The organism is Pseudaminobacter soli (ex Zhang et al. 2022) (assembly GCF_014595955.1).
Classification (GTDB): Bacteria; Pseudomonadota; Alphaproteobacteria; order Rhizobiales; family Rhizobiaceae; genus Kumtagia; species Kumtagia pseudosoli.
The window spans coordinates 15924-42793 of the sequence record NZ_JABVCF010000022.1 but is presented as its reverse complement, the minus strand read 5'-3'; the positions used below and the strand labels follow the sequence as shown (position 1 = coordinate 42793).

General features: G+C 62.3%; 22 protein-coding genes and 2 pseudogenes. 9 read left to right on the top strand and 15 right to left on the bottom strand.

All coding sequences use genetic code 11. The features are described 5' to 3' along the window. Position 1 precedes the first annotated feature (1 nt). Positions 2 to 1087 (bottom strand): LLM class flavin-dependent oxidoreductase, encoded by a 1086-nt coding sequence (locus tag HUI96_RS27120; protein ID WP_188257824.1) that lies wholly within the window; start codon positions 1085 to 1087, stop codon positions 2 to 4. 167 nt (positions 1088 to 1254) lie between these two features. Here HUI96_RS27120 and HUI96_RS30375 point away from each other — a divergent pair, with 167 nt between their 5' ends. Further along, on the top strand, positions 1255 to 1650 hold the full coding sequence (locus HUI96_RS30375; RefSeq protein WP_188257823.1) for a helix-turn-helix domain-containing protein: 396 nt from the start codon (positions 1255 to 1257) through the stop codon (positions 1648 to 1650). Here the strand turns inward: HUI96_RS30375 and HUI96_RS27110 are convergent. After that, positions 1645 to 2595: a GlxA family transcriptional regulator gene (locus tag HUI96_RS27110; protein ID WP_337918659.1), complete on the bottom strand. Its 951-nt coding sequence runs from the start codon at positions 2593 to 2595 to the stop codon at positions 1645 to 1647. The two genes, HUI96_RS30375 and HUI96_RS27110, sit on opposite strands and share 6 nt — an antisense overlap. 318 nt (positions 2596 to 2913) lie before the next feature. On the opposite strand from HUI96_RS27110, the gene HUI96_RS27105 reads away from it, so the two are divergent. Then, positions 2914 to 3945, top strand: a complete 1032-nt coding sequence (locus HUI96_RS27105; protein ID WP_237684413.1) for an MBL fold metallo-hydrolase — start codon at positions 2914 to 2916, stop codon at positions 3943 to 3945. Between the two features lie 551 nt (positions 3946 to 4496). Next, complete coding sequence (locus HUI96_RS27100; RefSeq protein WP_188257822.1) at positions 4497 to 5288, top strand: hypothetical protein; 792 nt, start codon at positions 4497 to 4499, stop codon at positions 5286 to 5288. Between the two features lie 560 nt (positions 5289 to 5848). Here HUI96_RS27100 and HUI96_RS27095 read toward each other — a convergent pair. From HUI96_RS27095 to HUI96_RS27085, 4 genes are all read right to left on the bottom strand, one after another. After that, entirely contained in the window at positions 5849 to 6511 is a 663-nt protein-coding gene (locus HUI96_RS27095; protein ID WP_237684422.1) for a PQQ-binding-like beta-propeller repeat protein, read from the bottom strand. 119 nt (positions 6512 to 6630) lie between these two features. Continuing rightward, positions 6631 to 7446 (bottom strand): PQQ-binding-like beta-propeller repeat protein, encoded by an 816-nt coding sequence (locus tag HUI96_RS29710; protein WP_237684412.1) that lies wholly within the window; start codon positions 7444 to 7446, stop codon positions 6631 to 6633. Positions 7447 to 7805: 359 nt separating this feature from the next. Beyond that, positions 7806 to 8312, bottom strand: coding sequence for a flavin reductase family protein (locus tag HUI96_RS27090; protein ID WP_237684411.1), 507 nt, complete (start codon positions 8310 to 8312; stop codon positions 7806 to 7808). A 352-nt stretch (positions 8313 to 8664) separates the two neighbouring features. Then, the gene (locus HUI96_RS27085; RefSeq protein ID WP_188257820.1) at positions 8665 to 9834 is read right to left on the bottom strand and encodes an MFS transporter; all 1170 of its coding nucleotides are present in this window, start codon (positions 9832 to 9834) and stop codon (positions 8665 to 8667) included. A gap of 521 nt (positions 9835 to 10355) precedes the next feature. On the opposite strand from HUI96_RS27085, the gene HUI96_RS27080 reads away from it, so the two are divergent. Next, the gene (locus tag HUI96_RS27080; RefSeq protein WP_188257819.1) at positions 10356 to 10832 is read left to right on the top strand and encodes a hypothetical protein; all 477 of its coding nucleotides are present in this window, start codon (positions 10356 to 10358) and stop codon (positions 10830 to 10832) included. 46 nt (positions 10833 to 10878) lie between these two features. Here the strand turns inward: HUI96_RS27080 and HUI96_RS27075 are convergent, their stop codons facing one another. After that, positions 10879 to 12117 carry an adenylate/guanylate cyclase domain-containing protein gene (locus HUI96_RS27075; protein WP_188257818.1) on the bottom strand — a complete coding sequence of 413 codons (1239 nt, stop codon included), beginning with the start codon at positions 12115 to 12117 and terminating at the stop codon, positions 10879 to 10881. 304 nt (positions 12118 to 12421) lie between these two features. Between HUI96_RS27075 and HUI96_RS27070 the strand changes: the two genes are divergently transcribed. Next, positions 12422 to 13615 carry a succinylglutamate desuccinylase/aspartoacylase family protein gene (locus HUI96_RS27070; protein ID WP_188257850.1) on the top strand — a complete coding sequence of 398 codons (1194 nt, stop codon included), beginning with the start codon at positions 12422 to 12424 and terminating at the stop codon, positions 13613 to 13615. 321 nt (positions 13616 to 13936) lie between these two features. Here HUI96_RS27070 and HUI96_RS27065 read toward each other — a convergent pair whose 3' ends face one another. Further along, complete coding sequence (locus tag HUI96_RS27065; protein ID WP_188257817.1) at positions 13937 to 14686, bottom strand: SDR family oxidoreductase; 750 nt, start codon at positions 14684 to 14686, stop codon at positions 13937 to 13939. Positions 14687 to 15030: 344 nt separating this feature from the next. On the opposite strand from HUI96_RS27065, the gene greA reads away from it, so the two are divergent. Further along, a complete protein-coding gene (gene greA / locus HUI96_RS27060; RefSeq protein ID WP_188257816.1) occupies positions 15031 to 15513 on the top strand; it encodes a transcription elongation factor GreA in 483 nt (160 codons plus the stop codon). 474 nt (positions 15514 to 15987) lie between these two features. Here greA and HUI96_RS27055 read toward each other — a convergent pair. Further along, positions 15988 to 16628: pseudogene (locus tag HUI96_RS27055) on the bottom strand (glutamine cyclotransferase). A 9-nt stretch (positions 16629 to 16637) separates the two neighbouring features. Then, a pseudogene (locus tag HUI96_RS27050) lies at positions 16638 to 17857 on the bottom strand (helix-turn-helix domain-containing protein). Between the two features lie 151 nt (positions 17858 to 18008). On the opposite strand from HUI96_RS27050, the gene HUI96_RS27045 reads away from it, so the two are divergent. From HUI96_RS27045 to HUI96_RS27035, 3 genes are all read left to right on the top strand, one after another. Further along, positions 18009 to 18737 (top strand): DUF899 family protein, encoded by a 729-nt coding sequence (locus HUI96_RS27045; RefSeq protein WP_188257849.1) that lies wholly within the window; start codon positions 18009 to 18011, stop codon positions 18735 to 18737. Continuing rightward, entirely contained in the window at positions 18734 to 19027 is a 294-nt protein-coding gene (locus tag HUI96_RS27040) for a hypothetical protein (protein WP_188257815.1), read from the top strand. The genes HUI96_RS27045 and HUI96_RS27040 overlap by 4 nt, the downstream gene beginning before the upstream one ends. 749 nt (positions 19028 to 19776) lie before the next feature. Further along, positions 19777 to 19956, top strand: a complete 180-nt coding sequence (locus tag HUI96_RS27035; RefSeq protein WP_188257814.1) for a hypothetical protein — start codon at positions 19777 to 19779, stop codon at positions 19954 to 19956. Positions 19957 to 20469: 513 nt separating this feature from the next. On the opposite strand, the gene HUI96_RS27030 is transcribed toward HUI96_RS27035, so the two are convergent. From HUI96_RS27030 to HUI96_RS27010, 5 genes are read right to left on the bottom strand one after another with little or no spacing between them, the layout of a single operon-like run. Next, on the bottom strand, positions 20470 to 21408 hold the full coding sequence (locus HUI96_RS27030) for an ABC transporter permease (protein WP_337918657.1): 939 nt from the start codon (positions 21406 to 21408) through the stop codon (positions 20470 to 20472). Continuing rightward, positions 21401 to 22483, bottom strand: a complete 1083-nt coding sequence (locus tag HUI96_RS27025) for an ABC transporter permease (RefSeq protein ID WP_188257812.1) — start codon at positions 22481 to 22483, stop codon at positions 21401 to 21403. The genes HUI96_RS27030 and HUI96_RS27025 overlap by 8 nt, the downstream gene beginning before the upstream one ends. Next, entirely contained in the window at positions 22480 to 23997 is a 1518-nt protein-coding gene (locus HUI96_RS27020; protein WP_188257811.1) for an ABC transporter ATP-binding protein, read from the bottom strand. The genes HUI96_RS27025 and HUI96_RS27020 overlap by 4 nt, the downstream gene beginning before the upstream one ends. Positions 23998 to 24030: 33 nt before the next feature. Then, positions 24031 to 25041 (bottom strand): BMP family ABC transporter substrate-binding protein, encoded by a 1011-nt coding sequence (locus HUI96_RS27015; protein WP_188257810.1) that lies wholly within the window; start codon positions 25039 to 25041, stop codon positions 24031 to 24033. Between the two features lie 40 nt (positions 25042 to 25081). Beyond that, positions 25082 to 26851, bottom strand: a complete 1770-nt coding sequence (locus tag HUI96_RS27010; RefSeq protein WP_188257809.1) for an adenine deaminase C-terminal domain-containing protein — start codon at positions 26849 to 26851, stop codon at positions 25082 to 25084. Positions 26852 to 26870 lie beyond the last annotated feature (19 nt).

The following is a 26870-nucleotide window of genomic DNA, read 5'->3' as shown; positions in this document are numbered from 1 at the left end:
CTTATCCCTCACGGTCCGGCATGCAGTAGATGTCGGCAATCAACTCGGTGGAGCGATGGATCGCGGACGGGGTATGCCCGAGGTTCAAGATCATCATCTCGTCAGCGTCCGTCAGCTTCTGTCGGGCATTGAGCTTTTCGACCACCTGCTCGCCGGTTCCAACCATGGTCTTGGCGTCCCACATCCCGATTATCTGCCGTTCTCGACTTGTGTAGGGATAGATCTCGGCCTCCTCGGGCGTCGGCACGACGAAGGACTTGCCCTGCGACATTCGCATCATGGCGTGGGAGTACGCCCAGGACTGCCGGCGCGCCTCGTGTTCGTCGTCGGCCGCCATGACGCCGGAACTGACAATGACATAAGGCCGGTCGAGAATGGCCGAGGGCCTGAAGCTGCTGCGATAAAGGTCAAGCGCAATCTCCAGGTTTTCATCGGCCAGGTGCGCGGCGAAGGCGAACGGGAAGCCGAGATGGGCAGCTAGCTGCGCTGAATAGCCGGAGGATCCGAGCAACCAGACGGGTGGTCGCTCGAAAGAGCGCGGTATCCCGTTCTCACGATCCTGCCACGGTCCCGGTACGGCATTCACGCGGCCTCCATAGGGATTGCCCGCAGGAAAATCGGCGTCGAGGAAGGCCAGCAGTTCCATGAGTTGGGCCGGGAAATCCTCAGTCCCGATCTGGCCGCGGCGCAAGGCAACAGCGGTGGTCATGTCGGTACCCGGCGCGCGCCCGATGCCGAGGTCGATACGACCCGGCGCCATTGAGGCCAAAAGACCGAACTGTTCGGCCACGACCAGCGGGGGAAAGTTCGGCAGCATCATGTCGCCTGCGCCCAGACGTATCCGCTTGGTCTCGCCCACCAGACGCGCCAGCAGCAGCGGCGGCGATGACGTGGTGACGCCGGGCATGGAATGGTGCTCGGCAACCCAGTACCGGCTGAAACCGCGCCGATCCACCAACTTGGCCAATTCGATGCTGGCGTTCAACGCCTCTCGCGCCATTGAGCCTCGACCTGCCATGGCGAAATCGAGGATGGAAATGGGCACCGGGGCGTTACCGGCGCGCATGCCGAAGATCCGTGAACTCATTTGGTGGTCTCCAAAAGCATCTCGATTTCTGGTGGCGCAGCTCGCGCCTCTCCCGCGATGCAGTTGGGCCTTTTCCCGAGTTACGGCAATTGACCCGTAAGACAGCTATCACTCGTTTTGGGCCAACATGCATTCTACGCTGGGAACAATGAGGTCATAGGTTCGCCGTGCTCGCGGCGCAGACGGCAAAGTTCCTGCTGGTCGACCCCCCGAGACGTGAACAGCGTCTTTTCCCACGGCTAGCGCATGGCGATGCGGCAGTGCTCAAGGCGCAGCGCTGGCTTCAGGCGACGGAGCCAGAGCTATCTCGCTTGGAGCGTCTGCGCCGGTTCCGTAGGGCGACGGGAATGACGACGTCGGAATACGCTCAGAGACTTCGTGTCAGCAGGACCTGTGAATTGTTGCAGTGCGGCGGGCTTTTCGGGGCGCAGGCCGCCTGCCAAGCCGGGTACACCGATCCGGGGGCCTTTCGAAAGGTGTTCGCCAAGGTCGTCAGGTTGACGCCCAGCGAGTATCGCCAGCGTTTCAACGCGTTCGATACACGGGCAAGCACCCGGTCATAGCCCCGCGCGTCTGGTATTGCAGAACGTGCGCCTATAGTCGGACGGGGACGTACCCAGTTGTGCGGCGAACTGCTGCCGCATCGACAGCGGTGTCCCGAAGCCGACTTCATGGGCAATGTGTTCGATCGGCAACTCGGTGGTCTCGAGCAATTGCTGCGCCCTAACGACGCGCTGGGCATTCAGCCACTTCGTCAAGGTCGTCCCCGTTGCCTCTCGAAAGCGCCTCGTGAAGGAGCGGCGGCTCATGTGGGCAACGTCCGCCAGGACATCCACGGTCAGAGATTCTGACAGGTGCTCCAGTGCCCATTCCAGAACGCCGGGCAGTCTGCTCTCGCACGGGAAGTGTGGCACGGGCTGTTCGATGTATTGCGCCTGTCCGCCCTGCCTGTGGGGTGGCGTGACCAGCATCCTGGCCGTGCGATTTGCCGCATCGGCGCCGTGACGTTCGCGAACCAGGTTCAGGCAGCAATCGATGGCAGCGACGGTCCCGGCCGAAGTGACGATGTTGCCGTCTGCGACATAGAGCACGTCCGGGCGGAAGTTCGTCGTGGGAAAACGCCGCGCGAATGCCTCGCGCGCCACCCAATGGGTTGTCGCCTGTCGGCCATCCAGCAGGCCGGCATCCCCCAACACGAACGCCCCGAGGCACAGCCCGACAATGAGTTTTCCGCGGGAATGGGCCTCGCGTAGGGCTTCGGTCAAGGCGTCCGGCGCCCGAGCCTCAGTATCTTCCCACGCGGGCACGATGATCAAATCGGCCTGCGCCAGGGCATTGAGGCCGTCCGGCACCCGGATTTGAAGCCCCGTATCGGTGCAGACCATGCCCGGGGTCACGGCGCAGTAATCGATTTTATAGAGGGGGCAGCCAGGAGACGCGAAGCTCGTTCCAAGAACCGTTTCGGGAACCGTCAAATGGAACAAACTCACGCCGTCAAAGGCAAGCACGGCAACATGCACGGGGGACATGACGCTCACAGGGGACGGGACGTTTGGCCCGGATGTATCGGCTATCATCATTCGGGTCAACACGCCCACGCCGGAGGAAGGGGCGGCTCTCCCTGACCGCTCGCTCCACCCTCCCGGTGTTCGTCCGGACTCTCACTTCATTCTGGGCGCCGCGAGGGAGCCCGTCCCTACTGCGCCCTTTAGCCGACATGAACGCGCGCTCGCGCCCGTGAGCGCCCTCGCGGCCTGATCATCGCCTGCCCCTGCACCATTGCCACCCCGGCCCACCGGCGGCCCGGGCGCGAGGCGGAACTCGGCATGCTGCGTCGAGCGAGGCTTTGCGGCCCTCGGCGCTGTGGCCCAAAAGTTTCGATAGTTGTCACGCAGGCCGCTGTTCGAGAATGGCGATGTGGCCACAATGCCGCTCGTCATCAACCTCGTTTCTGGAGCAGCAACTTGCAGCCAATGACAGTCATACGTGCCATCGCGATTTCCCTGGCCCTCGGAGCGGCAGGCATATCGGGACAAGCAGCCGCCGAAGCCACATCAACGTCCAGCGCGGCATCGGTGCAGATGCAGCAGATCCGCAACGCCACAGCGAAAATCAGCTACGCAGGCAAGACCTTCCTCGTCGATCCCCTGCTGGCGAGGAAGGGCGCATATCCGGGCTTCGAGGGGACTTTCCGCAGCGATCGGCGCAACCCGCTGGTCGAGCTTCCGATGCCGGCCGAGGACGTCATGAAGGGCGTGGATGCGGTGATCGTGACCCATACCCACCTCGACCACTGGGACGGTGGCGAGCATCAGTTCGTCCCTAAGGGTGTCCCTTTGTTCGTGCAGAATGAAGCCGACGCCAAGATCATTCGTGCGCAGGGCTTCACCGATGTTCGCATCGTCGGTGAGAACACCGTTTTCGAAGGCGTGCGCTTGACGAAGACAGGCGGACAGCACGGTACGGATGAGATGTACGCCAACAGCCAGTTGGCGGAGTTCCTGGGGGCGGCCATGGGTATCGTCTTCCAGGCGCCGGACTCGCCAACCGTCTACCTCGTCGGCGATACCATTTGGCGCAGCGAGGTCGATCAGAGCCTGGCCAAGTTCAACCCCGATGTCATCATCCTGAACGCCGGCGAGGCTCGCATGGTTGGCTACACCGGGTCCATCATCATGAGCAAGGACGACGTGCTCCGCGCGCATAAGGCTGCACCGAGCGCCACCATCGTCGCCAGCCATATGGATGCGATCAACCACATGACGTTGAGCCGCGAGGAACTGCGGGAATATGTCGAGCAGAATGGTATCCAGGATCGTGTCCTGATTCCCGCGGATGGCGAAATCCTGAAGTTCTGACCCATCGTGCCCACCCCCAATCGGGGTGGGCACCCCTTGTGGTTTTGGAGCGGTTCAATCCACCCGACTTCCCTGCATTCCGCCCGGACAGGACAGGGAGAATGGCGTTCCGCGCTCGTTCATGCGCGAGCGTCGATACCTGCTGCATTCTCGCTTTGAACGCATGTCCCAAGGTCGAAAGCGCTCAAATCGAGCCGTCGACTTTGACAATTTGAGAACGGTATCGGTGCGACCGCGCCCCCCATGCTTGGTCTCCGGTAGCGTCCGATTTCAGGCAGTAGCCAAGCGGACCTCAATGGCCGAGTTCGGCGCAAAGCGGTCATCCATGGTACGCCCTAAGGAAGTCCCCTTCAGGGGACATTCCCTGGATCTTCAAACCCCCGGGCGTCGTCTTAGGAACCAGGCCTGCCCGCAAAATGAAATAGCGCTGCCTGGGCCTGCGGTGGCCAGGAACTGTCATCCCGGCCACGCTTGCCGACGACCTTCGCAACGCTAAGTCGAACATAGTCTTTGATGTCCAGGCTCAATCGGTCCAACGGACATTTTGCACCATGGAATTCTTGTACGGACTGGCTTTTTTGGTTCTCTTCAGCCTAAGCGCTATCGCCGGAATGATCCTACGTGTTCGTCTCCACGAAGACCAATTGTCGAAAGAGAACATGGATGCGCTGGCGCTCGTGACGGGACTTCTCGTCACCTTTGCCGCTTTGGTTCTCGGTCTACAACTGTCGACGGCAAAATCCACATTCGACGCCGCCGATAAAGACCGCTCAGTTTACGCCTCCAAACTGGCACGTCTCGACCAGTGTCTACGAGACCTTGGCCCCACAATGGAACCAACTCGCATTCGCTTACGGCAATATACGGCCGCCGTGATAGCCAGCACTTGGCGGCGCGAGCCCGCGCCGCTTGTGCCCGGCACCCCCGATACGCGGGGAATGGCGATAACCGGGGAAGATGCCACGTTGAGCGCTCTCATGAATGAAATCGGCTTGGCGATCGATACCGAAGCGCCGAGCGATGCATCGCATGCGAACATAGCCGCAAGATGCCGAGCGGATTTCGCTCTGGTGCAGGAAAGCCGCTGGGCTGTCATCGAAGATGCAATTGGAACTTCCCCTGATTGGTTCAGCGGAATACTGAGCTTTTGGCTGGTGCTCGTCTTCCTCAGCTTTGGGCTCCAGATTCCGCGGCGCCTGCTTGGAGCTGTCGTTCTCGGGATTGGGGTCGTTGCGATCGCCAGCGTGATGTTCGCAATTGTTGACCTCGAAATTCCTTACGGGGGCGTGTTCGGCATCACCAGCACCGCCATGCGTGACGCATTAGCCGACATGAACAGGTAGCTGCTGGGCATGGCTGCTGCGAAGCTTTCAGGTACGGTCGCGATATACGACAGCGTAACACCGTCAGCCCTGCCACAGCCTATCCCAGCCTCCTCAGGCGAGCATTTCGGTCGGTCGAGGGCACCACAGCAACGACCGCAGTCCTTCGCGCGGCGAGTGGACCGCTTGCGGGCGCAGAGTTGTCGGAGGCTGAGGGCCGTGTTCTGCCGGTCCGCTTTCGGGAACAATGCGGGCGAAGCTGCCACTGGTACTCTGAAGTCTGGACATCAATCCTTTACGTTCAGCAGGTCGAACAAATCCTTCAACCCCGAGTGACAGAGGCGCTAAAACATCTCATAGCGTCTGAATTTCATGCAGAGCGGCTTGGCCCGGGCGGACCAACGGGCCCGCACCTGGGAGGAAAAGCTCTCAACTCCGATGCCATAACACAGCGCCCGCTCAATTTCGTGACCTGGCGCTCGAAGTTTCACTACCAAGCCCGGGCCGAGCACATCATGCCGGCCGACCCGGTCGTTGCCCAGGGATAATCACGCAATTCATGGCACCGCGCCGGGGCAAGTCTACAACTTCGGCTGGCCGGGCAAGGCGAAGATCGCAACCCAGGCCGGGCCGCTGTCGCTCTGGATAATCGGGTTCTTCATGCCGCCCGAGACGGCCACGTACTGGGTGCCGTCGAGCATGTAGGTCGAGATTCCGCCGCCGATGGGGTCTCCCAAATCCCTCTTCAGCAGCACGCGTCCGGTCGCCGCATCAAAGGCGAGGAAGTTCCCTTTCGTGTCGCCGGTGAAAAGCACGCCGCCCGCGGTCGGGGTGACTGGTGCCACCATCAAGGTATCCGCGTCGTATTTCCAGATTACCTGACCGCTGTCGGCGTCGACGGCGGTGACGTGGCCGAACCGCTGATCCTGGGGGTCCTGCTCGCCGAATCCGTTGGCCGATCCGATGAATGGCTTGGGCGGGTCGTGCTTTAGGCTGCCTGGTGCGGCGAGCTTGATCGTCGTCGCCCAGTCAATTGCTGGAACGAACAGCGCATTCAGGGGCGGCGAATAGGACGGGCCGTACCAGTTGGTACCGCCCTGGGTGCCGGGCAGGAAGCGCGTTCCTTCCGCAGTCAGCGGCGCATCGACGTTCTCGACCCGCGTGACCGGCGTCCGGAAGAACACATCGTTCAGATCGCGGCTCAGGCCGTAGAGGTAGCCATTCTTGCCCGCCACGGCGACCATCTTCCGCCCCGTTTTCGACGTGAACAGAATGGGGCTCGCCGCCAGGTCCCAATCGTGAAAATCGTTCTTCACCAGTTGATGATATCCCTTCAGTTCTCCGGTCTTGGCGTCCAGGACGATCACGCTGCTGGTGTAGAGATTGTCGCCCTTGCGGTAATCGCGAACGAAGTCCGGACCGGGGTTGCCGACCGGCGAATAGAGAAGTCCGGCCTCGGGATCGAGCGCGTAGGACGAGTACGTGCCGCCGCCGGCCTTGACCTGCTTGGATCCTCCGGCCACGTCTTGGCAGCGTCCCCGGTGGACGGAACGGTATCGAAGTTCCACAAGAGCTGGCCCGTCTTTGCATCGAATGCCCGGACGTGGCCGATGCCGCCATAGTCGCTTCCCGCGTTGCCGAGGTAGACGCGTCCGTCCCACACGACGGGCGCAGCGGTATAGAACTCGCCTGCCTTGATGTCGGCGCCGACCACGTCCCAGATGACGTCGCCGGTCTTCGCGTCGAGTGAAAGCACGTGTCCGTCAACCAAGCCCCTGAACAGGTGGCCGTCGGAATAGGCGACGCCGCGGCCGAGCCGGCCGGGACTTCCAGGGTCGGCCAACTGGTGATGTCTCACCCAACGTTGCGCCCCTGTTCGCGCGTCGATGGCGTAGGTGTTTTCCCGGGTTGTCACGTAGATCGTATCACCGATCACGACGGGCTCCGACTGAAAGCTCATCGTTTCCGGAATTTGGAACCGCGCCAATTCCTGGAGGATAGCGACGTTTTTAGTGTCGATCTGCGTCAGCGGCGAGAACCGTGTGGCGTCGTAGCCGCCATTATAGCCTCGCCAATCGGTATTCGGCTGTTGATTATCGGCCTGACCGACCGTCGGCACCCCCACGCAGGTCAAGAGTGCCCAGGTGACGATCGCGGCCGATCGATTGAGGTTGTTCATCATGCGTTCCTTTCGGACGTGAACGAGGCCGCATCGAACAACGAACTAGATGCACCCGGTAGTGTTCCGTGGCGTCACGGATGCCGTCGACGATCATTCATGCCTTAGCCGGCCCATGGCGCAACACGACCTCCAGCATGGTCGCTGGCCACGTCCCCTCTCAGGAAGCGGTTAAGCTGATCTCTACGGCCGACATGGCCGCATTGCGGCCCGGCAGCCTGGGGCCGAGAGGGCCTGGCAGCTTCGCGGCTCGGATTTGCGAAAGGACCTTCGGGCCCCCTGACACCGACGTAACGTGACCATGGGACTACCTTAGTCGACGACGTCTCATGATTGACGTTGTCAACTCGCATGTTCATTCAACCAGACTGGCTTTCCCGAGCCTGGGCAGCGACGCTGACGAATCCTTTGCGGTGCCACAGGAGACATTTGTCGGCATTCTCATTCGGAAGAAGAATTTCGTTGATGATGCCGATGAGGATCGAGTGGCTGTATCCATCGGGAACATGCGCGATTCGGCAGTCGAATGCCACGGATGCGCCGGCCAGCAGCGACGCACGAGTTGTTTGCATGATCCAGAGAGCGCCTTGAAAGCGGTCGGCCCCCTTGGCCCTGTCGAAATGGTCGGCGAAGGCCCGTAGCGTGTCGGGCAATACCGACACGCCGAAGAAACCTTGCCGCAATATCGTGTCATGTGCTGTGGCCGCCTTGTTGATGCAGGCTATCAAAGACGGCGGATCGGCAGACAAGCTGCAGACCGCGGTAGCCATCAGTCCGCTGGGAACGCCATTCTCGATTGTAGTGATGGCTGTCACCGGACCGGCGAAGCGCTGCATGGCTTCTCTGAAATCATCGGAATTGATCATCGCTGCGTTCCCTCCGCCACCCGACAAGTTGGGGCACTTTGCGATTCCTAGTCGCGCGGCCATCATGAGGAACCAGGACGACGTAACGGCCAAGATCGTCGGCAATGACGCTGTGCGGCTCGATCTCGCCGAATACTCGAACGGCTACAACGCGATCTACGACGAGTTGAAGGTTCTTACCCCCCTCGATATCTCGAAGGTGCCGAACTACGCGAAGGAGGATCTCTACCCGCCGTTCTATCAGGGCGACATGTGGTATTGGGATAACACCCACTGGGCGATCCCGTGGGTGTGGGGCCTCGACACAATCGTCGTCAACCCGGAGTTGGCCGGGGCCGGCGGCGGTCCTCCCTTATGCCAGCTTCGCGGTCAGCCGGCTCATCGCCAGAAGTCCGAGCAATGGCCCGGGCACCAGCATCAGAAAAACATACCGCGGTCCGGCGGTTTCGATCAGCCAGGCAAGCAGCGCGATCGACACGATTGTAATCGAAAAGCCGATGCAATTGGCAATTGTCAGCGCCGAGGCGACGAGCCTCGGCGGGGCGAAACGGGCATTGAGCGTGGAGAATTGTGGCGAGTCGCCGGCAATGACGACGCCCCAGAACAACAGGAAGGCGAGGAACAGCGGCATGGGCGCCAGAAAAGCCAGCGGCGAGACGAGGCAGCACAGGCCGGACGCCGACAACTGCATAAAGGCAACGCGCGCGCTGCCAAGCCCCCGTGAAAGGTAGCCGCCGACCATGCAGCCGAGGAAGCCGGCGGCGATTGCCGCGAAGCTCCACACCGAAACCATCGCGGCATCGCTGCCGAGGCGCGCCGCCAGCAGTACCGGCAGGAAGGCGTAAAAGGCGTAGAGCTCCCACATATGGCCGAAATAGCCGAAGGCCGACGCCCGGAATTCGGCCGAGTGGAAGATCGCCGCGAATGCGGTCGGGTCGAACTTCGCGCCCGCTCTGAGATGCGGCCCGTCCGGAACGAGAAGAAGCATCGCGAGACCACCGGCGATCGATATCGCCGAAACCGACAGGATCACCCCCTGCCACGGCAGATCGCCGCCCAGACCGCGGATGAGATGGGGGAACGCCGTTCCGAGCACCAACGCCCCGACCAGCCAGCCAAGCGCGAGCCCAAGGTCTCGGTTGTACCAACCCGACGCGATCTTCATGCCTACGGGATAGATGCCAGCGAGAAAGAAGCCAGTTGCGAACCGCGCCGCGAGCAAGGGCAAGAACTCGCCACCGCTCACCAGCATCGCTGTATTGGCCGCCGCGCCGGCGAGCGTGGAGAGGAAGAAGATTATGCGCGGCGAATAGCGGTCAGCGATCGCCAGCCAAGCGAAGACCAGCGTGCCGGCGATGAAGCCGAGTTGCACAGCGATCGTGATGTTGCCGACGGCGGACGCCGGCAAGCCGGCGCTGCGCTGCAGGTCGGGCATCACCGCATTGGCGGCAAACCACAGCGACGTTGCGGCGAATTGCGAGATGACGATCGTAGGCAGGATGCGGGCAGGAACGGCGGGCAAAGGCGGAGTTCTCGTCGTGACGTTCTGAGGTTCCTAACACATTGCGGCGCGCGGCAGCAGTGACAGGGTGCGGCTTGCCGCCTACTGGTCCGTCGCGGCCGCCCACGGGGAAGAACGCCACGGCGGCCGACTATCACCAACCGCCGACAACTTAGCACCGATGCATTCAATTCATCGTCTCGATAGGGCCGTTTGCGGACTGGCGGCTTCCGGGATGGATGGGGCGGAAAGCCGACGTTTTGCTTTCGGGCTCTGCCGTACGCCGGCAGCAGGTGTGGACCATGCGGACGACGAGGCATCCGCGACCGCCCCCGCCTCGATCGATCTTTGCGCTCGCCTCGCTGAGAGCGCATGGACATTCACTGGTCGGGTGCCCGGACGCTGAGCTTCATGTTGCGGATGTTCAAAGCTAGGCAATGGCATCGGTCCATGGATCTTCATCCGGCATTAGGTAGCAAAAACCACCAGACTAGATCCTCCCCGTCGGGTAACCTCCGGCTCCATTTCTGGAGCGGGGCGACATGAGAGTTGAAGAGGAACTGAAGCGGAAACGCGCCGAGTTGCTTGGCGATGTCGAGGAACTGGCCATCAGGATCGAGACGATCAAGGAGCAGGTCTCCGCCATCGACCAGGTGATCGCGATCTACGACCCGGCGCACACGACACCATCGCCCACGACGGCGGCACGGAAGCGATCCAGTCAAGCGATTCCGCTTCCGATCGAATTGGAGCAACTCAGCAAGACTGCGGCTATCCTCGAGGTGCTGCGTGAGGCTGGCGAACCGCTATCCTCGACCGACTGCACGAGCCGGATTGCCGTGAAGCACGGAGTCGCCCCGGATAACCCGGCTCATCCACGGTTCGCTACGCATGTCTCTGCCGGCCTGAACTCGCTAATGAAGGGAAAGCGCGTCCGCCAAGTGGGGGACTGTCGATGGCCGGAAGCACCTTTGGGAGATCGCCGCGTAGGCTGGCATCCGGCGAGTTGGTGCGACTAGAGAAGGCACCGTCGCCCTCTCGATGGATCAGAGCTTGCTGCCGGGACTAGGCCTTTCCTGCACCGAAGCCAATTCCTAGAGGTGAAAACACCTCAAGCTTACGGCTGACACCCGCAAGGGCATGCCAACCCCAACTCTCAAGCGGCTCCTTCAAGTGCGCTGCAACAGCCTCTGACAGGACGAGGGGAACATCGAGCGTTTTGCAGAGCGCCTCCAGGCGAACAACCTCGTTGACCGTCGACCCCATCACCGTGAAATCAAGCCGCTGAGCCGAGCCCACGTTGCCGTACATGAGGTTACCCGCATGAAGCGCAATCCCGCAGTGGATCTGCGCTCTTCCTGCCGCAGCTTGCTCAGCGTTGATGCTTGTCAGTCTCGTGAGAGCATCACGCCCTGCTGCAAAAGCCTGTTCGCAGGCTTCCCCCTCCGCAAGCGCGCCAGTCCCGAACGGGAACATGGCAAGCACACCATCACCAATGAACTTCAGAACCTCACCACTGTGCGCGATGACTGCATCGACAACGCAGTCGTAGTAGCTGTTGAGCGTAGAAAGGTATGTTTCGAAGGTGGTGATCTCCGCCAGGGCGGTCGAGCCGCGCAGATCGCTATGCCAAACAACGGCCCTGATGATTTGACCTTGCCCGCGCCGCACATGCCCAAGCAGCACATTTCGGCCCGAGGCTGGCCCAAGATAGGCACTCAGGAGGGTCTCTGCCATCTCAAGGATCGCCCCAACCTTAACCGCAACCGAGATCGGTACGGAGAGGTCGCGGAACCGGGCTATGTCACTCTGGTTGAACCCGCCCTCTCGGGTTGTGCCGTAGGAGCCGGTGACCCCCTCATGCATGATCAACCCGTCCGGCAGATCGGGCCAGACCGTCCGATCCGCATAGGTGCCGAACGGCTCAAAGAAGGCGAAGTAATCCTTATAACCAAGGCTCCTGAGACGATCCAGGAACGGAAATGGCAGCACAACATCAGGATCGTCCAAGCGATACCGCATTTCACGAGTTCCGGTTGCCTGCATCTTCAGAAACGGTGAGGGAACGCGCAGAATGTCGGTCCGAATGACGGCCTGCCGTTGGGCTCTTCGTGTACTGCGGGTCCACGTGAAGTGCATCCCGTCGAACTGCGGGTGGAACACGAGATAGGCGAGCACCGATCGGTCGAGGTCGATCCCGGCAGTCAGGAGTTGCTCACTCAAGCCCTCCAGAACTTTGCCAGAAGCCGTTCCTCTCAGCCCCTGCTGATGAAGCCAGGAAATGATCGGAGCGGTCCTGCCCATGCTGCGACCTCCCGCGCTCAGGTACTGTGGCGCGCAGAACCAACACTAACAACGTCCGCATCTCGATGTCCTTCGGACCGTCTCCATGGCCAACGGATCTGGAGATCGCATGTGATCAGGGCGAGCTTCAAATCACTCGTTGTCATCCCCGCCTCGCGAAATTTTCCGAGCAGTCGAAGAGATTGAACCCCCTTTCTATCAGCCACTTACCGTGCGATTGGTGGTTTGCCGTGAAGTCCTGCGCCACAATCGCCGTGTATGCTGTTGTCCGAAACGTCGCTTTTCAACGGCAAGGACCTCCAGCATGTCAAACAAGTCCAAAGAAAGCCTCGATCGCCGCGATTTCATGGTCGCATCTATTGCCACGGTCACCGCGTCGGCCGTCCTCGCGGTCGATGCTGGCGCTGCGAATGCCCAGGACACAGGGGCACCCTCGGCCGATCCGGCATCTGGAACGGTCTATACGGGCGATGTGATCCAAGGGAAGAAGGTCATCAGCGCGCTCGACGTCAACGACCTCGAGCCCGGCAAGAAGCACCTTTTGTATTTTCAGGGCGCGCAGATGCCCACCGGACAGCACTGGTATGTGTCTGTGATCGTCGCCAAGGGGACGAAGCCGGGCAAGCGCGCCATCCTGGTCAGTGGTGTGCATGGCGACGAGATGAGTTCTGTGCATACGGTCCAGACCGTAATGAACCAACTCGATCCGGCGGAGATGTTGGGCACAGTAATGGCGGTCACGGACGTCGCCCGCCCGGCCATGGAAAGCATGCAGCGCAGATGGCCTAATTCGGGCAGGGGCATTGATCTGATCGATATGAATCGTGAATGGCCCGGGAACGAGAACGGCGCCACCGCACCCAGCCGACACGCTGGGCTTCTGTTCAACCGGCTGCTGCGGCCGAACGCCGACTTCGCGATCGACTTCCATACAGGGACAACCGGATTCGAGGTCACCGCATTCAATATCGGCGGTATGGATGTGCCCGAGGTCAAGGCTATGGTGGAGTTGTATCCCGTCGGCCAGATCTTCGACAATCACGTCTATCCCGGTGTCCTGCATAATGCGTTTATGGACGTGGGCATCCCGTCCTTCACGCCAGAAATCGGCGCTGCGCGCCTCCTGGACCCCGAGATGATCGCGCTCTTCGTGGAAGGCACAATGAACGTCCTCAAGCATCAAGGCATCGTTGCCGGGCCAATGGGACGTACGGGCAAGGACGTGACTGTCTTTGTCGGTAACAGCGCGTTCCCGATACTGGCCACCGCGGGTGGGCTCGTCGAGCATCTGGTCAAACTCAACGACAAGGTCGAGGCCGGACAGAAGGTTGCTATCCAGCGCAACAGCTTCGGCGAGGTGGTCGCGGAGTATTCGAGCGGCGTGGCCGGAGAGATAACGGGCCAGCGCAGCGATGCAATGGCCGAGCCTGGCAACCCCCTGACATTTATCCTTTTCAACAAGCCGACGCCGGAGGGCGCTGAGACCTATCCCGAGTGATCCTACGCTGAGGCGATCTTTCAGGAATCGGTAATGACGCCTCGGGTCAATCCGTCACTTCCGGAGAAGTCCGCCCAAACGAATCCTTGAACATCCGGTAGAGTCGCGCGCCATGAGCCGTCTCGCCAAACCGATCATGAGACGTCGTCGTTGACGCAACCTCGACCTACAGCTTGGCCATCGGCGATGTCTACAAAGGCGCCCTCAACGTCCGACGTTTCACGGAAGCTGCCGCTCCCCTTTCCAGGCTCATGGTAGGAAAGCGGGCAATGAGCGACGGTCAAAGTCCAGCGGTCTCGATTGGATCGAGCCGCTCGATCGTCAGCGCGGATTGATCAGATCGAACATCGTGGCGAAGCGGCCGGTGGCTTCCGCCGTGCGCAGCGACTTCACCCGCTCGACCAGGATTTCGGCCGCCTCCGGGTCCGCCGCCAGCAGGCCCATGCTTTCGCGGATGAAATCCTCGAGCGGCATCGCGCGGGGGTTGTCGCGCTGGCCGGGCGTCAGGTCGGTGGCCACCAGCGGCGGCGCCACCTCAATGACCTGCACAGCGGTGTCGCGGAGTTGGTGGCGCAGCGAGATGCTGTAGGAATGGATCGCAGCCTTCGTCGCCGAATAGGTCGGCGTATCCGCGCGCGGCACGAAGGCGAGGCCGGAGGAAACATTCACCACCGCGGCCTGCGGTTGGGCCAGAAGCTGGGGCAGCAGGGCCGAAGTCAGGCGGATCGGGCCCAGCAGGTTGGTCGTGATCGTGGCCTCGGCGACGGCCAGGGCCTCCGGGCCGGCGAGCACCCGCTCGACGCGCATGATGCCCGCATCATTGATGAGGACATTGAGCCCCGGATGCTCCACCAGGATGCGGTCGGCAAAATCTCGGAGAGCGAAGGCGTCGTCGATATCGAGCAGGGCGAAGTGCATGCCGGGATGGGCCGCAGTCACGGCCTGCAGTGGTGCGGGCCGCCGCCCGACGATGATGACTGTATTGCCCGCGGTGTGCAGGGCCTCGGCAAGGCCGCGCCCAATGCCCGTTCCGCCGCCGGTGATGAGAATAGTGTTGCCGGTGATGTTCATGACTGGCTCCAGTTGCGCAGGGCTTTGTCTCGATATGTTCGGAACGTCTTGCACCGAAGGACTGCACCCGCCGTGCCGCCCTTGGCATCACCAGCGGCCCGAACGTTTCGAGCGCGTTTTCTTGCAGCATGTAGGCCAGGCTCTCGTCGCGAACACCGCCGCGATCGCGCGCAACGTAGGAGAGGCACGCTGCCCCGTTGGCCTGTGCTCGTTGTGTGTTATCGCGCCTCCTGCGCGCGGCGCCGCTGGTTCACGCGCGTGGACGACGCCGCGTTGTGATCGCAGCCCTATTGTCGGTGGCAGGCTATCCCAATACTGGAGAATAGGACCGGAGGCATGATCAAGTGAGCGTAGCATTTGTCAAAGAGGAAAGCGCTGAGGCAGCATCGGAAACCATCCTGCCGGCGCGCCCGATCTCCGATCGAGTCAACCTCGTTACGGAGGCGGGCCTTAAGATGTTGCAGGTCGAGTTGGCGCGCGCTCAGCAGGCTCTCGACGCTGCCAGCTTGCAGGAAGACATCAATGAGAGGCGACGGCAGTCGGCGGTCCCGTTTAGAGATGTTAGCTATTATGCCGAGCGGATCCGAACGGCCCAGTTATACCCGGTGCCCACTTCTAACGACGTGGTCGGATTCGGCCATACCGTCACCTTCCGACGTGATGATGGACGGATCCAGACCTTCCAAATTGTCGGTGAAGACGAAGCGAATCCGTCTCAAGGATCCATATCGCATGGTTCACCAGTGGCCATCGCACTGATCGGCAAAACCGTTGGCGATGTTGTCCGACTCGGACCACGCGAACTCGAGATCTTGTCAATTTCTTGATCGGCAACCGAGGTCCCACCCGTAAAGTGACGGCAGCGGGCCGGAAGCGGTCGGTCCGCTCCCGTGCAGGGGAACACGATAGCGGACGTTCACCCCGCAAGGCCCGATTCGTGGCATGGTCAAACCCGCACCTCGACAGCGCTGCGACAGGAGGTCTATTTGCACGCGCGGGTCAGGCCTGTACCGGCTCAGCGCAGCTTCAGGTCGGCCGTTGTGATGACCACCCGTCTACGGCGGGATGCCGCGCTCCCCTCAGCAAGCAGGCTGCGGAGAGGTTAATATATTTCCGGCTCGGGTTCTTCCTCGAGCTGCCTCGGTAGGGGTATTGGTCGAGAGGCCACCTTATGCAAGGCACACCGCTCGCGGCGGCGCGGCGACGAGGGGATAAGTGTCGCGCGGCGGGATCTCGCCGAAGTTACATGCCGTGGCGGATCTCGAGGGCCGGCCGCTGCGCATCGCCCTAATGTCTTTGGATCATCGCATCCTCTTGGGACGCCGGACGACCCGCACCTTTCCGCTGCTTCCACTTCCGCAGAAGAATTGATCGTCACCATCGGCCTCAATCCCCGACACGCCTTCTCAAGGCGGCATTTCGAGCCTCTGCAGGATACCTCCCGTTTTAGGGTCGACTTGCCTCAACTCGCTTTCATCTCCTTCCCACGTGGCGTGCCAGAGCTCGCCGTCGACCCAGGTCACACCCGTGACGAAACGGTTGGACTCAATAGTGCGGAGCACTGCCCCTGTTTGGGGATCGACCTGATGGATCTTCCGGTCCGGTATTGCCCCACCCAGAGTGACCCTTCCGCCCAGGCCAGCCCCGAGTCACCGCCATTGCCCGGTGCCGGGATCGTGGCGAGTACGCGGCCCGTCTCCGGGTCGATCTTCTGGATGCGGTTCTCAGCGATCTGAAACAGGTACCGGCCGTCGAAAGCGGTCCCCGCGTGCGCCGCTATGTCGATCGACCGCATCGTCTTCCCGCTCGTTGGATCGATCGCATTGAGTTTGTTTCCAGATGCAAACCACACGTGCTGGCCGTCGAACGTGACCCCGTTCACGCGGTCAACACCCGGAAAGGGCCCATACTCGCGGAGGATTTCAGCATGAGATCGTTTCATGCTCTCACCTTAGTCGCCCGGCAGGTGACCGGGGAGTAACAATGTCGTCGGGTATCCGGTCACCTGCGGCGTCATCCAGCGGCGTGCCCGCCCGCGGCCGAACCACCGTACCTTGCCTAACACCGCGAGTTGCTCGAGGGCGGCTGCATGGTGCGCGGGCTGGCTCCAAGCGCTATGGCGAGCGCCGAGCTCGACCATGACTCGCCGTCTGCTAGAAGAGCGAGGATCGGAGCATGCCGCTCCTCAATGGGGGGTGCCAGCAAAACCACCTCATGCGCAGCATGGGGCCTCAGGCGAAATCCTCGTTTCGTGGCGCTCACGTTCGCCAATGTTCCAAGTTCCACGCGAAGCCTTCCAACTTCGACCCGCAGCCGTGCTCGGTGCGATTCGTCGGCGTGCTTGCCGCGGAAGACGAGTGCGATAAGCTTGTCCCTAGACGCATCTGCGGGCCAGGCTTCACCCAGCGCACGTACAAGCGTGAACAATACTGGGCGCGTCGCAAGCGAGACCGCCGTGCCCGCGCAGCGGACAACGTTGCGGCAAGCATCCACGACGAGCACCCTTGACGCTAAAAGGTCTTCGACTTCACTAAGCAGGAGGGGACGTTCCTTGCCGCGCGAGATCAAACGGGCCGCGGGCGTATTCAGTACCAGCGACGCGCGCTTGACTTCTGCCTTGAGCGCGGGGATGCATGCTTCGCGCGCAGCATGCTCAGCCCGAGCGAGTGCGGCACGCGCCTCCTTCGTCTGCAGGCGTCGGATTGCGATCCCCGAAGCCAACAGTTCGTAGGCAGCCCTCGGCGCTGCCGGGAGTTGCGTGGGATCGATCTCGGCTAGCGTCCGTTCCGCCTCACCCAAACGCCCGATCAGCAGCATCCGCCCGGCCTCAAGGATCCGGGCATGCGCGGCATTTACACGATCATCATACGCTTCGAGTGTTGCCCGCGCCGCATCCAGCGTCTTCGCAGGCCAGGTGAGATCGCGAGAGACGAGCGCGATCTCAGCCTCGGCGACGGTACACCTTGCGCGAGCCAGCGCCTCTTTCGGTCCGAAAGCGCGGGCCGCACTTTTGAGGAGAGCCTTAGCCCGAACGAGATCGCCAAGCTGCGCCATAGCAATGCCTCGCAGCGCAAGGGCTGGCGCATCGTCGCGTAGGGCCACGCGCTTCAATGCGCCGAGCGGATCACCGGCTGCGAGTGCGCGGCCCGCGGCAGTGATCAGTGAGTCCATCGGAATCCCGTCACACTTGTCACTCTCGTCATCTCCGCAATCGGCCTAGTCTGTTCACGGCCGGCAAACAACAGGTTGCTCAAGCGAACTGGTTGTCGCTTGGACCTTGGACCTCAATTGAACAAGGGACCATCTCGATGAAGACCCCCCAATCGTATCTCCGCAGGAGTGGGAAGCTGCCCGCCAGCAACTGCTCGTCAAGGAGAAAGCCATGACTCGCGGCCGTGATGCACTAGCCGCGGAGCGTCGGCGCATGCCCTGGCTGGCCGTGGACAAGGAGTACAAGTTCGATGGACCTATGGGCAAGGTGAACCTGCTCGACCTGTTCGAGGCCCGCCATCAATTGATCGTCTACCGCGCGTTCTTCGAACCGGGTGTGTTCGGCTGGCCCGACCATGCCTGCCGAGGCTGCTCCATGGTGGCCGACCAAGTCGCCCACGTTGCCCACCTGAACGCGCGTGACACCACCCTCGTCTTTGCCTCGCGTGCGCCTCAGGTCGACATTGCGCGGTTGAAGGCACGGATGGGTTGGAAGATGCCGTGGTTCACCATCACGGACGAGTTCGACGCCGACTTCGGCGTGGACGAGTGGCACGGCACGAACGTGTTCTACCGCGACGGCGATCGCGTGTTCCGTACCTACTTCATCAACAACCGCGGCGACGAGCAGATGGGGAGCACCTGGAACTATCTCGACATCACGCCGCTGGGCCGGCAGGAGGTCTGGGAGGACTCGCCCGAGGGCTATCCTCAAACCCCGACCTACAAGTGGTGGAACTGGCACGACAGCTACTTGGAAGGGGCAGCGCCCGACAAGAAGTGGGTCGAGGTGTCCGACGCCGGGGAAAAGGCGTTCCGGAGTGTGAGTGCGAACTCATGAGCCATCCCTGCGGCGGATCCGACGGGCCGGCGGCCCGTCGGATCGCCTCTATATCCAAGACGGCCGATTGGCTGGTCCTCGCGGCGTTGCCGACTTGCGCTATCATGGCGCTGCTTACGACCATCGTCGGGGGAGCGGACATCTGCTCTTCCACGCCAGATGCTTCACCGCTGAACGGAATGGCTGCGATGTACCTGCTGATGAGCGCCTTCCATGCGGCGCCTTGGCTGAAGCTGCTCTCCAGCCGACAAGGCGTTGTCGATGGCGATGGGCGAAGGTCCGTGTGGTAGGCAGGTCGCGTCGGCGCGCGTTCTAAGCCAGACGACCGGACCGGCTAGGTACGAGCGCCGCCCAACGAACGGCCCTCTGACGACAATTCTTGGCGCGACGACGACCTCCCGCATTGTCACTCGCGATGTCCGGTTCCGGGCGCAGGCAAAGTTTACCTCTATGGCCAACAGGACGTCACCATCTCGACGGTGCTTCATATGGTGGACGAGGAAAGGCGACGGGTGTGCTTGCTATAAGCCAGGCGCGTATTGCGCGACGGGGGCAATGCTGCTGATCATAGACTATGGCGGCAACCGGGGAACGGCGCTGGTCGGCGGGATTTTATCGAGATCACAGACGGCCGTTTTTCTGTCGACCTCCGGTTCCTGAAAGGAATGAGGGCCTGCCGGGCTTGAGCCTGAGAAGGTCGCTCACTGGGAACAGGACCGCTAAGCGTCAATTTGCAGCCACCCGGATGACCGAAGCGGGTCTCTGTTCGCCTTCTAGCATGGATTCGATTGCCTGCCGGCTCCTACTGTAAGGATTCAGCGGACATGAGCACGTGTTCGGGCTGCATGGGCAGATCCAGGCCCCAGATCTTCAAGAGCGGACATTCGGGTCGGCGCGAGAATCGTCGTGAACTGACCCCTGAGCTGTCATTCCTAGCAGTCTGCAAGCATCGACGGCTTTGACCCATTATCTAGCCGGGCGTTATGCGGACTCGCTGCAATGGGCGGAGGCCGTCATTCGAAATCGACCGAGCTTCTTCATGGGATTGAATCTGATCGCGGCGAGCGCTGCCCACTGCTCAGACTTTGCGCGCGTCGAAGAGGCGCGCCGGAGTCTGAGGACGTTCCGAGCAAGCCCAGCCGATCATTGGCCGTTCCAGCAAAAGGAGGATCGCGAGCACTGGCGTGACGGCTTGCGCAAGGCGGGCCTGCTCGATTGAACAGCGCATGATCCCCATAACGAACGGTGGACTTTCGCCACCTCTCCAGTGCGCTTCGGGTTATCCGTGCCGTGTCATATGCAATTCCGGAGCATCCGCAAAAGGGAGGATCGCGACGTTCGCCTTGCTAAATGGCCATGTCGCGAGGTAGCGCGAGCACGACCGTCAGCTTGGGTACCGCGTGGTGTCCGCTTTCGGGCAGGGGCAAAGGCACCATCTGTCGCTGGTGTTGCGGCGCATTGCTCGGAGGCAGTCGTGGGCCGGAAGCAGACCGGCAGCTTTCGGTCATCCAGTTGGTAAAAGCAGCCGTTCAGTTCACGACCCATTACGGATAACGGGAGACTGCCGGAATTCGGGTATGATCATAGCCAAGCCCAGTACCGGCTGCGTGTGCGAGAAGGGCGCGCTCCTGCAGCGAGCGATCGACGTTGTCTTGAACGCGTTCCGGCCGCCCATGGTTGGGCTCAGCGGCTCCACACCGCATTCCCGTTCAAGTCGGATCGACTCGACGAACTACTCGCGCGAATAAGGCATGCCCAGCATGGCCGGCGCATTTGCTCGGGACCGGCGCACCATCAGCGCGATGATGGCGACCACATAGGGCATCATCAGCAACAACTGGTAGGGAATGGCGATGCCGATGCCCTGAATCTGTAGCTGCAGCGCATCCAGGAACGAGAATACCAGCGTGGCGGCCAGCACGGCATAGGGTCGCCACAATCCGGCGATGACGATGATGATGGCGAGCCAGCCGCGCCCGTTCGTCATGTCCGGCACGAAGCGCGCGGCCGAGCCGACCGACAGGAAGGCGCCGCCGAGACCCGCCATCAGGCCGCCGAACACGACGGCTGCATACTGGACCGCAGCGACGCTGACGCCCTTGACGTCGAGTGCCTTGGGGTTGTCGCCCGCGCACCGGATGATCAGGCCATAGCGGGTGCGGAACAGCAGGAACCACACAGCCGGAACCATCAGGAAGGCGAAATAGGTGAGGAGTTTTTGGTCGAACAGGATCGGTCCGACCACCGGCAACTGGCTGAGAACCGGGATCGGAACGTTCTCGAAGAAGGGGATCACCGGCGTCTGGCCGCTATCCGAAAAGGCGGCGCGGAGCCAATACGTTGAGAGGCCCGCGCCAAGCAGATTCACCGCAAGGCCGGTGACGATCTGCTCGACCTTCAGGGTGATGACCATGAAGGCGAATACGGCTGCCATGGCAGCGCCGGTGAGCCCTGCGGCGGCGACGCCGACCCATAGCGATCCGCTCTGATGGGCCGACAGGTAGCCGATGAAGGCTCCCATCAGCATCATGCCCTCCAGGCCCATGTTATAGACGCCGCTGCGTTCGGCGACGAGTTCGCCGAGCGCCGCGAGCAGCAGCGGCGTGGCGATGCGGATCGTCGCCGCCGCCACGCTGACGAGAATCGTGGCCTGTAAGAAGCTTTCAAACACGGCCGGTTCTCCGCAGCCGGAAATTGCACATGGCCCATCCCGCCAGGAAGAACAGCAGCAGGATCGCCTGGATCGCATAGATCAGCGCCGAGGGGACACCGGTCTCGATCTGCATCAGCGTCGCGCCGTTGAGCAGTGCGCCGAACAGGATAGCGGCAGCTACGACGCCGACTGGATGCAGTTGTCCCAGGATCGCTACAATGATGCCGCTGTAGCCGTATCCTGCGACCGCACCCGCCTTGAGGCGGTAATGGACGCCGTAGACCTCGGTCACGCCGGCCAGGCCAGCAAGCGCGCCGGACAGCAGCATCACCACAATGATGAGCCGGCGCGTGTTGGTGCCTTGCACGTCCAGCGCGCGCAGGTTCGATCCGGCGGCGCGTATCTCATAGCCCAGCGGGGTGCGCGTCAGGATGAGATGGACGAGCACCGCCGCCGCCAGCGCCAACAGAAATCCCATGTGAAGCCGGGTCCCCGCGATCAGCATCGGCAGGGTGGCGTCACGATCCACCCGCGCGGTCTGCTCGAAGAAGCCGCCCGCCTCGCTCCACGGACCACGCAGGAGCAAGAGCGATAGGACATATACAATGATGTAGTTCAGCATCACCGTCGAGATCACCTCGTCGACGGAGAAGCGGGTCTTCAAGAGCCCGGCGAGCGCGGCATAGAGCCCACCACCGGCGATGCCGCCCATGACGACGACGGGAATCTGCACCAGGGCGGGAAACTCACCGAGATTGTGCTGGGCCCAGTAGGCGAACATGGCGCCGGCAAAGACCTGCCCCTCGGCGCCGATGTTCCAGATGCGGGCGCGGAACGCGACGCAGGCGGCAAGTCCGGTGAAGATCAGGGGCGTGGCCTTGACGAGCGTCTCCCCGGTCGCGCGCAACGAGCCGAAGCTGCCCTTGGCCAGAGAGGCAAATGCCTTCAGCGGTTCCGCGCCCGCGGCAAGAAACAGCATGCCGCAGACGATGATCGCGCCGGCGAGTGCGGCGCCGAGGCCGATGAAGCGCGCAGCCGGGCGCGCCTCCCGGCGGCGCTCGATCCGCCATTCGGCGATGCTGAAATCCGTCATGCGGCGACTACGCTTTCCTGTCCCGCCATCAGGCGGCCGATCTCGTCGTGGCTGGTGCGGTCCCTGTCGAGCACCTTGAGCAGCCGCCCCCTGAAGAAGACGCCGATGCGGCTGCAGAGTGCGAAGAGGTCGTCCAATTCCTCGCTCGCCAGCACGATCGCGCAGCCTTCGTCGCGCTTGCGCAGGAGTTCGCGATGGACGAACCCGATCGCGCCGACATCCAGTCCTCGCGTCGGCTGGTTGCACAGGAGCAGGCGGTCCGCCTTGCCGAACTCGCGCGCCAGAATGACCTTCTGCGCGTTGCCGCCCGACAGCCTGCGGCAGATCGCGTCCGGTCCGGTCGCGGCGATCGAATAGCCCGCGATCGCGTCTCTGCCGTTCTTCTCAAGTCCGTTCCTGTCCAGGAACGGACCGCGCCGCCAGCGGGCGCTCCAATGCTGCCCCAGCACCAAGTTCTCCTCGATCGAGAGATCGCCGACCAGCCCGTCCCGGAAGCGGTCGCTCGGAACATAGCCGACGCCGAGGGCCGCGACGTCCGCAGGGGAACTGGCGCGCACCTCCGCGCCGGCGACCGAGAAGGAGCCTTCATCCGGCGCGGCGAGGCCGCACAGGCATTCGAACAGATCGTCCTGTCCATTGCCCGAGACGCCGGCGATGCCAAAGATCTCGCCCTGCGCAACCTCGAAGCTGATATCGTCGAGGACCCGCCTCCCCTGCCGTTCCTTCGACAGCCCTCGCACGGAGAGCACCGCGCCACCGACACCGCCTCCGTCGGACGAACGGCTGGCGGGCGCGATGCGCTGTCCGATCATCATGGTGGTGAGGTCGTCCCTTGTGACGTCGGCCGTGCGCACGGTTCCGACCAGCCGGCCCCTGCGCAGGACGCTCACCCTGTCAGACTGCATCACCTCCGCCATCTTGTGACTGATCAGAAGGATGGAGATGCCGTCTGCCTTCAGCCGCTCGATGACGGCGAACAGTTTTCGCGACTCGTCCGGAGTAAGCACCGCGGTCGGCTCGTCGAGGATGAGCAGGCGGGCGCCAGTGTAGAGCACCTTGACGATCTCCACCCATTGCTGGCCACCGACGGAGAGATCGCCCACGGCACGGTCCGGTTCGAGCTCGATGCCGTAGGCCTGGCAAATGGCCAGAACGCGAGCCTTGGCGGCGGCACGGTCGAAGCGCCATCCGGAGCCTGTGCCGACGGCGATGTTCTCCAGGACGGTGAAACCCGGGACGAGGACGAAATGCTGGTGGACCATGCCGATGCCGGCGCGCAGCGCATCGGCCGGCGAACGCAGGTGGACGGGCTGACCGTCCACCTGGATCTCGCCGTGGTCGGGCTGGTAGAGGCCGTAGAGGCAGGACGACAGGGTCGACTTGCCGGCGCCGTTCTCGCCGAGCAGGCAATGCAGTTCGCCCGGCTCGACGTTCAGCGAGACATCGTCATTCGCGACGAGCGCGCCGAAACGCTTGGTCAGCCCCCTGACCGACAATCGCGGTTGGCTCGCCATCGCCGCTCCTTCTCCCCCGGCCTTCGGCTTCGGTCAGTCCGACTTCGGCTCGTCGATGTTGAGCTCGATCTTCTTCTGCCCGGTCTTGATCGCCTCAGTTCCCTCGGCGACGAGCTTCTTCACGCCGTCGGGCAGCTTCGCCTCCCACGACGGATTGATGACCAGTTCGCCGGAGTCCTCCTGCCAGGTGAACCACCTGGGCTCGGTCGGAGCGTCGAACTTGCCGCCCGTCGTCTTCACCTTCCACCACTCGTCGACGATCCAGTTGATGTGCGGATCCCATTTTACCACGGTGGAGGCGACGATCGACTTCGGCGCGACCTTGGACATGTCGACATAATTGCCGAAGCAGCCGATGCCGCTCTGCTCGCAGACCTCGAAGGCACTCGACATCTGGTAGATCATGTCGGCGCCGGCGGCGATCTGCGCCGACGTGGCTTCGTTGGATTTCGTCGGATCGAACCAGGACTGGATGAAGGTGATCTTCTGCTTCACCTGCGGATTCACGTCCTTGGCGCCGGCGAAGAAGGCATTGATCTGGTCGTTGGTGTCCTCGGCCGGGAAGGTCGATATGGCGCCGACCACATTCGACTTGGTGAGCTTGCCGGCGAGTTGGCCCATGACATAGGCGGGCTCATGGGCATGGATGAACACCCAGTAGGCGTTGCCGCCGAGCCCCTGATTCCCCGAACCGCTCATGACGAACATGATGTCGGGAAATTCGTCCTTCAACTTGTCGATCGCATCGACATAGGCGGTGTCGCCGAACAGGATGTCGTACTCGCCGGTCTCGGCATAGGTGCGGAAGACCTGCTCGGCATTGTCATAGACGTTCTCGGTGTAGTTCACCTCGATTTCCAGTCCGTGCGGCTTGGCCGCGATCACCCGGTCCATCGAATTGACGAACGAGGTCTCCCAGGGCGCTTCCTTGCCGGCCGACAGGATGCCGGCAATCTTGAGTTTGGTCGGCTCCTCGGCATGGGCGATGCCGGCGCCCACGACGAGGCTGATGGCAGCGAAGGCCGCAACCAGAACTTGCTTCATCTGAATTCTCCTCCCGTTTGGTTTTATCGTTGGTGCCAGGTCAGGACGCCAGCTTCAGCGGATCGACGACAGTGAGATTGACGCAGTCGATCGCTCCGAGATCGGTAATGGCAAAATCTGGAATCGCCGTTATTTGCAGCACGAACATATACATGAAGGGCCAGGGAAGCGCGCAGCCAAGCGCCCTCGCCGCATCATCCAGTTCCTGCTCCTTTTGCGCCATCTCCTCCGGCTCGATGTCCGAAACGATCCCGCCGATCGGCAACGGCAGAAACGACACTATCCTGCCGCCATCGGCAACCGCCTGCCCGCCATTGTTCTCGATGATGTGGTTGATCGCGACCGCCATGTCTTCGGGATTGGTGCCCACGCAAACGATGTTGTTGTCGTCCGGCGCGGTCGACGTAGCCAGCGCACCCGAGCGCAGCCCGAACCCCGACGCGAATGCGACCGGCCGGTTGCTCGTGCGACCGTAGCGCTCCACGACCGTGAGGTACTGCACGTTCTGCTTCGGGTCGGCCTGGACGATGCCGTCGCGGACCTGCAACATCACATCGCGGCGCTTGCGCACGAAGATCTGCTCCGGCGTCACCGACATGGTGAAGACGCGGGCCTCGCCATCGGCTTGGTCGGCCCGCACGACAAGTTCGTCGGGCGTCACGCGATCCACGGCGAAAGTCTTGGTGATCTTCGCGCTTCGGCGTGGCGCTGCCAAATCCGAAGTCAGCTTCCCGTCGCGGGCGGCGAGTCGCCCCTTGGCGACCACAGCCGACACCCTGAAGTCGCTCAGGTCCTTCACCAGGAGGATGTCGGCAGCGAGACCTGGCGAGATCGAACCGACCTTTTGGCCGATCCGCAGCGCCTCAGCGCCGTTGATCGTCGCCATCTGGATGGCGGCCATCGGCTCGATACCCTTGGCAATGGCCATGCGCACCATATTGTCCAGATGCCCCCGCTTCAGGATGTCCGTCGCCACCACGTCGTCGGTGCAGAAGCTGATTCGGCTGGTCGCCTTGATGCCCATTTCGGTGACGATCCGGAGGTTCTCCTCGAGGAAATGGGAGATCGACGACTCGCGGATCACCACGTGCATGCCTTTGCGCAGCTTCTCCAACATCTCCTCTGCCGTATAGCTCTCGTGGTCGGCGCGAACGCCGGCCTGCAGATAGCTGTTCAGCCGATGGCCGCGACACATGGGAGAGCAGCCGAGTATCGGCAGCCGGCTCTCCTCCGCGATCTCGATTGCCTGCAGCACATGGTCGTCCATGGTGTCGACGAACTCGCGCACGGTTTCCCAGATGCCGACGCATTCCGGCCAGGAGTGGGTCGCGCGATGGTCGTCCGGTGCGAAATAGTAGCCGACATTAGATCGCGGCAGCGTGTAGGGCGTCTTGCAAGGCGCGCCCCAGAAGATCTTGAGCGGCGTTCCTTTGGCTTCATCGAGGAATTCGCGCGCACCTTCCAGCCCCGACACAACCAGGATCTGGTCGAGCCCCGAAACGATCGCGGTAGTCCCGAGCGGCACCACCGCTTTGGCGAAGCTGGTGACGGACATTTTCGAGCATTCGACATGCAGATGGCCGTCGATCAGGCCCGGACAAAGATGATATCCGGTGGCATCGACGATCTCGGTCTCGGGGCCGCGATAGTCGGCCACGTCGCCCACGGCGACGATGCGGTCTTTGTAGACCGCGACGTCGGCAGGATAGATCTCGCCGGATGCCACGTTCACCAGCGTCCCGCCGCTGACGATCAGCGTGGCCTTGAACTCGGCCCTGCCGGCACGGATGAATTCGCGGATATCGGTCACCAACTTCTCCTCGCGCTGG

Bases quoted from the DNA above. Each gene is read 5' to 3' on its own strand.
- HUI96_RS27120 (WP_188257824.1), bottom strand. From the start codon at position 1,087: ATGAGTTCACGGATCTTCGGCATGCGCGCCGGTAACGCCCCGGTGCCC.
- HUI96_RS27105 (WP_237684413.1), top strand. From the start codon at position 2,914: ATGCTGCGTCGAGCGAGGCTTTGCGGCCCTCGGCGCTGTGGCCCAAAA.
- HUI96_RS27100 (WP_188257822.1), top strand. From the start codon at position 4,497: ATGGAATTCTTGTACGGACTGGCTTTTTTGGTTCTCTTCAGCCTAAGC.
- HUI96_RS27095 (WP_237684422.1), bottom strand. From the start codon at position 6,511: ATGGTCGCCGTGGCGGGCAAGAATGGCTACCTCTACGGCCTGAGCCGC.
- HUI96_RS29710 (WP_237684412.1), bottom strand. From the start codon at position 7,446: ATGAACAACCTCAATCGATCGGCCGCGATCGTCACCTGGGCACTCTTG.
- HUI96_RS27090 (WP_237684411.1), bottom strand. From the start codon at position 8,312: ATGATCAATTCCGATGATTTCAGAGAAGCCATGCAGCGCTTCGCCGGT.
- HUI96_RS27080 (WP_188257819.1), top strand. From the start codon at position 10,356: ATGAGAGTTGAAGAGGAACTGAAGCGGAAACGCGCCGAGTTGCTTGGC.
- HUI96_RS27075 (WP_188257818.1), bottom strand. From the start codon at position 12,117: ATGGGCAGGACCGCTCCGATCATTTCCTGGCTTCATCAGCAGGGGCTG.
- HUI96_RS27070 (WP_188257850.1), top strand. From the start codon at position 12,422: ATGTCAAACAAGTCCAAAGAAAGCCTCGATCGCCGCGATTTCATGGTC.
- HUI96_RS27065 (WP_188257817.1), bottom strand. From the start codon at position 14,686: ATGAACATCACCGGCAACACTATTCTCATCACCGGCGGCGGAACGGGC.
- HUI96_RS27040 (WP_188257815.1), top strand. From the start codon at position 18,734: ATGAGCCATCCCTGCGGCGGATCCGACGGGCCGGCGGCCCGTCGGATC.
- HUI96_RS27035 (WP_188257814.1), top strand. From the start codon at position 19,777: ATGGGATTGAATCTGATCGCGGCGAGCGCTGCCCACTGCTCAGACTTT.
- HUI96_RS27025 (WP_188257812.1), bottom strand. From the start codon at position 22,483: ATGACGGATTTCAGCATCGCCGAATGGCGGATCGAGCGCCGCCGGGAG.
- HUI96_RS27020 (WP_188257811.1), bottom strand. From the start codon at position 23,997: ATGGCGAGCCAACCGCGATTGTCGGTCAGGGGGCTGACCAAGCGTTTC.
- HUI96_RS27015 (WP_188257810.1), bottom strand. From the start codon at position 25,041: ATGAAGCAAGTTCTGGTTGCGGCCTTCGCTGCCATCAGCCTCGTCGTG.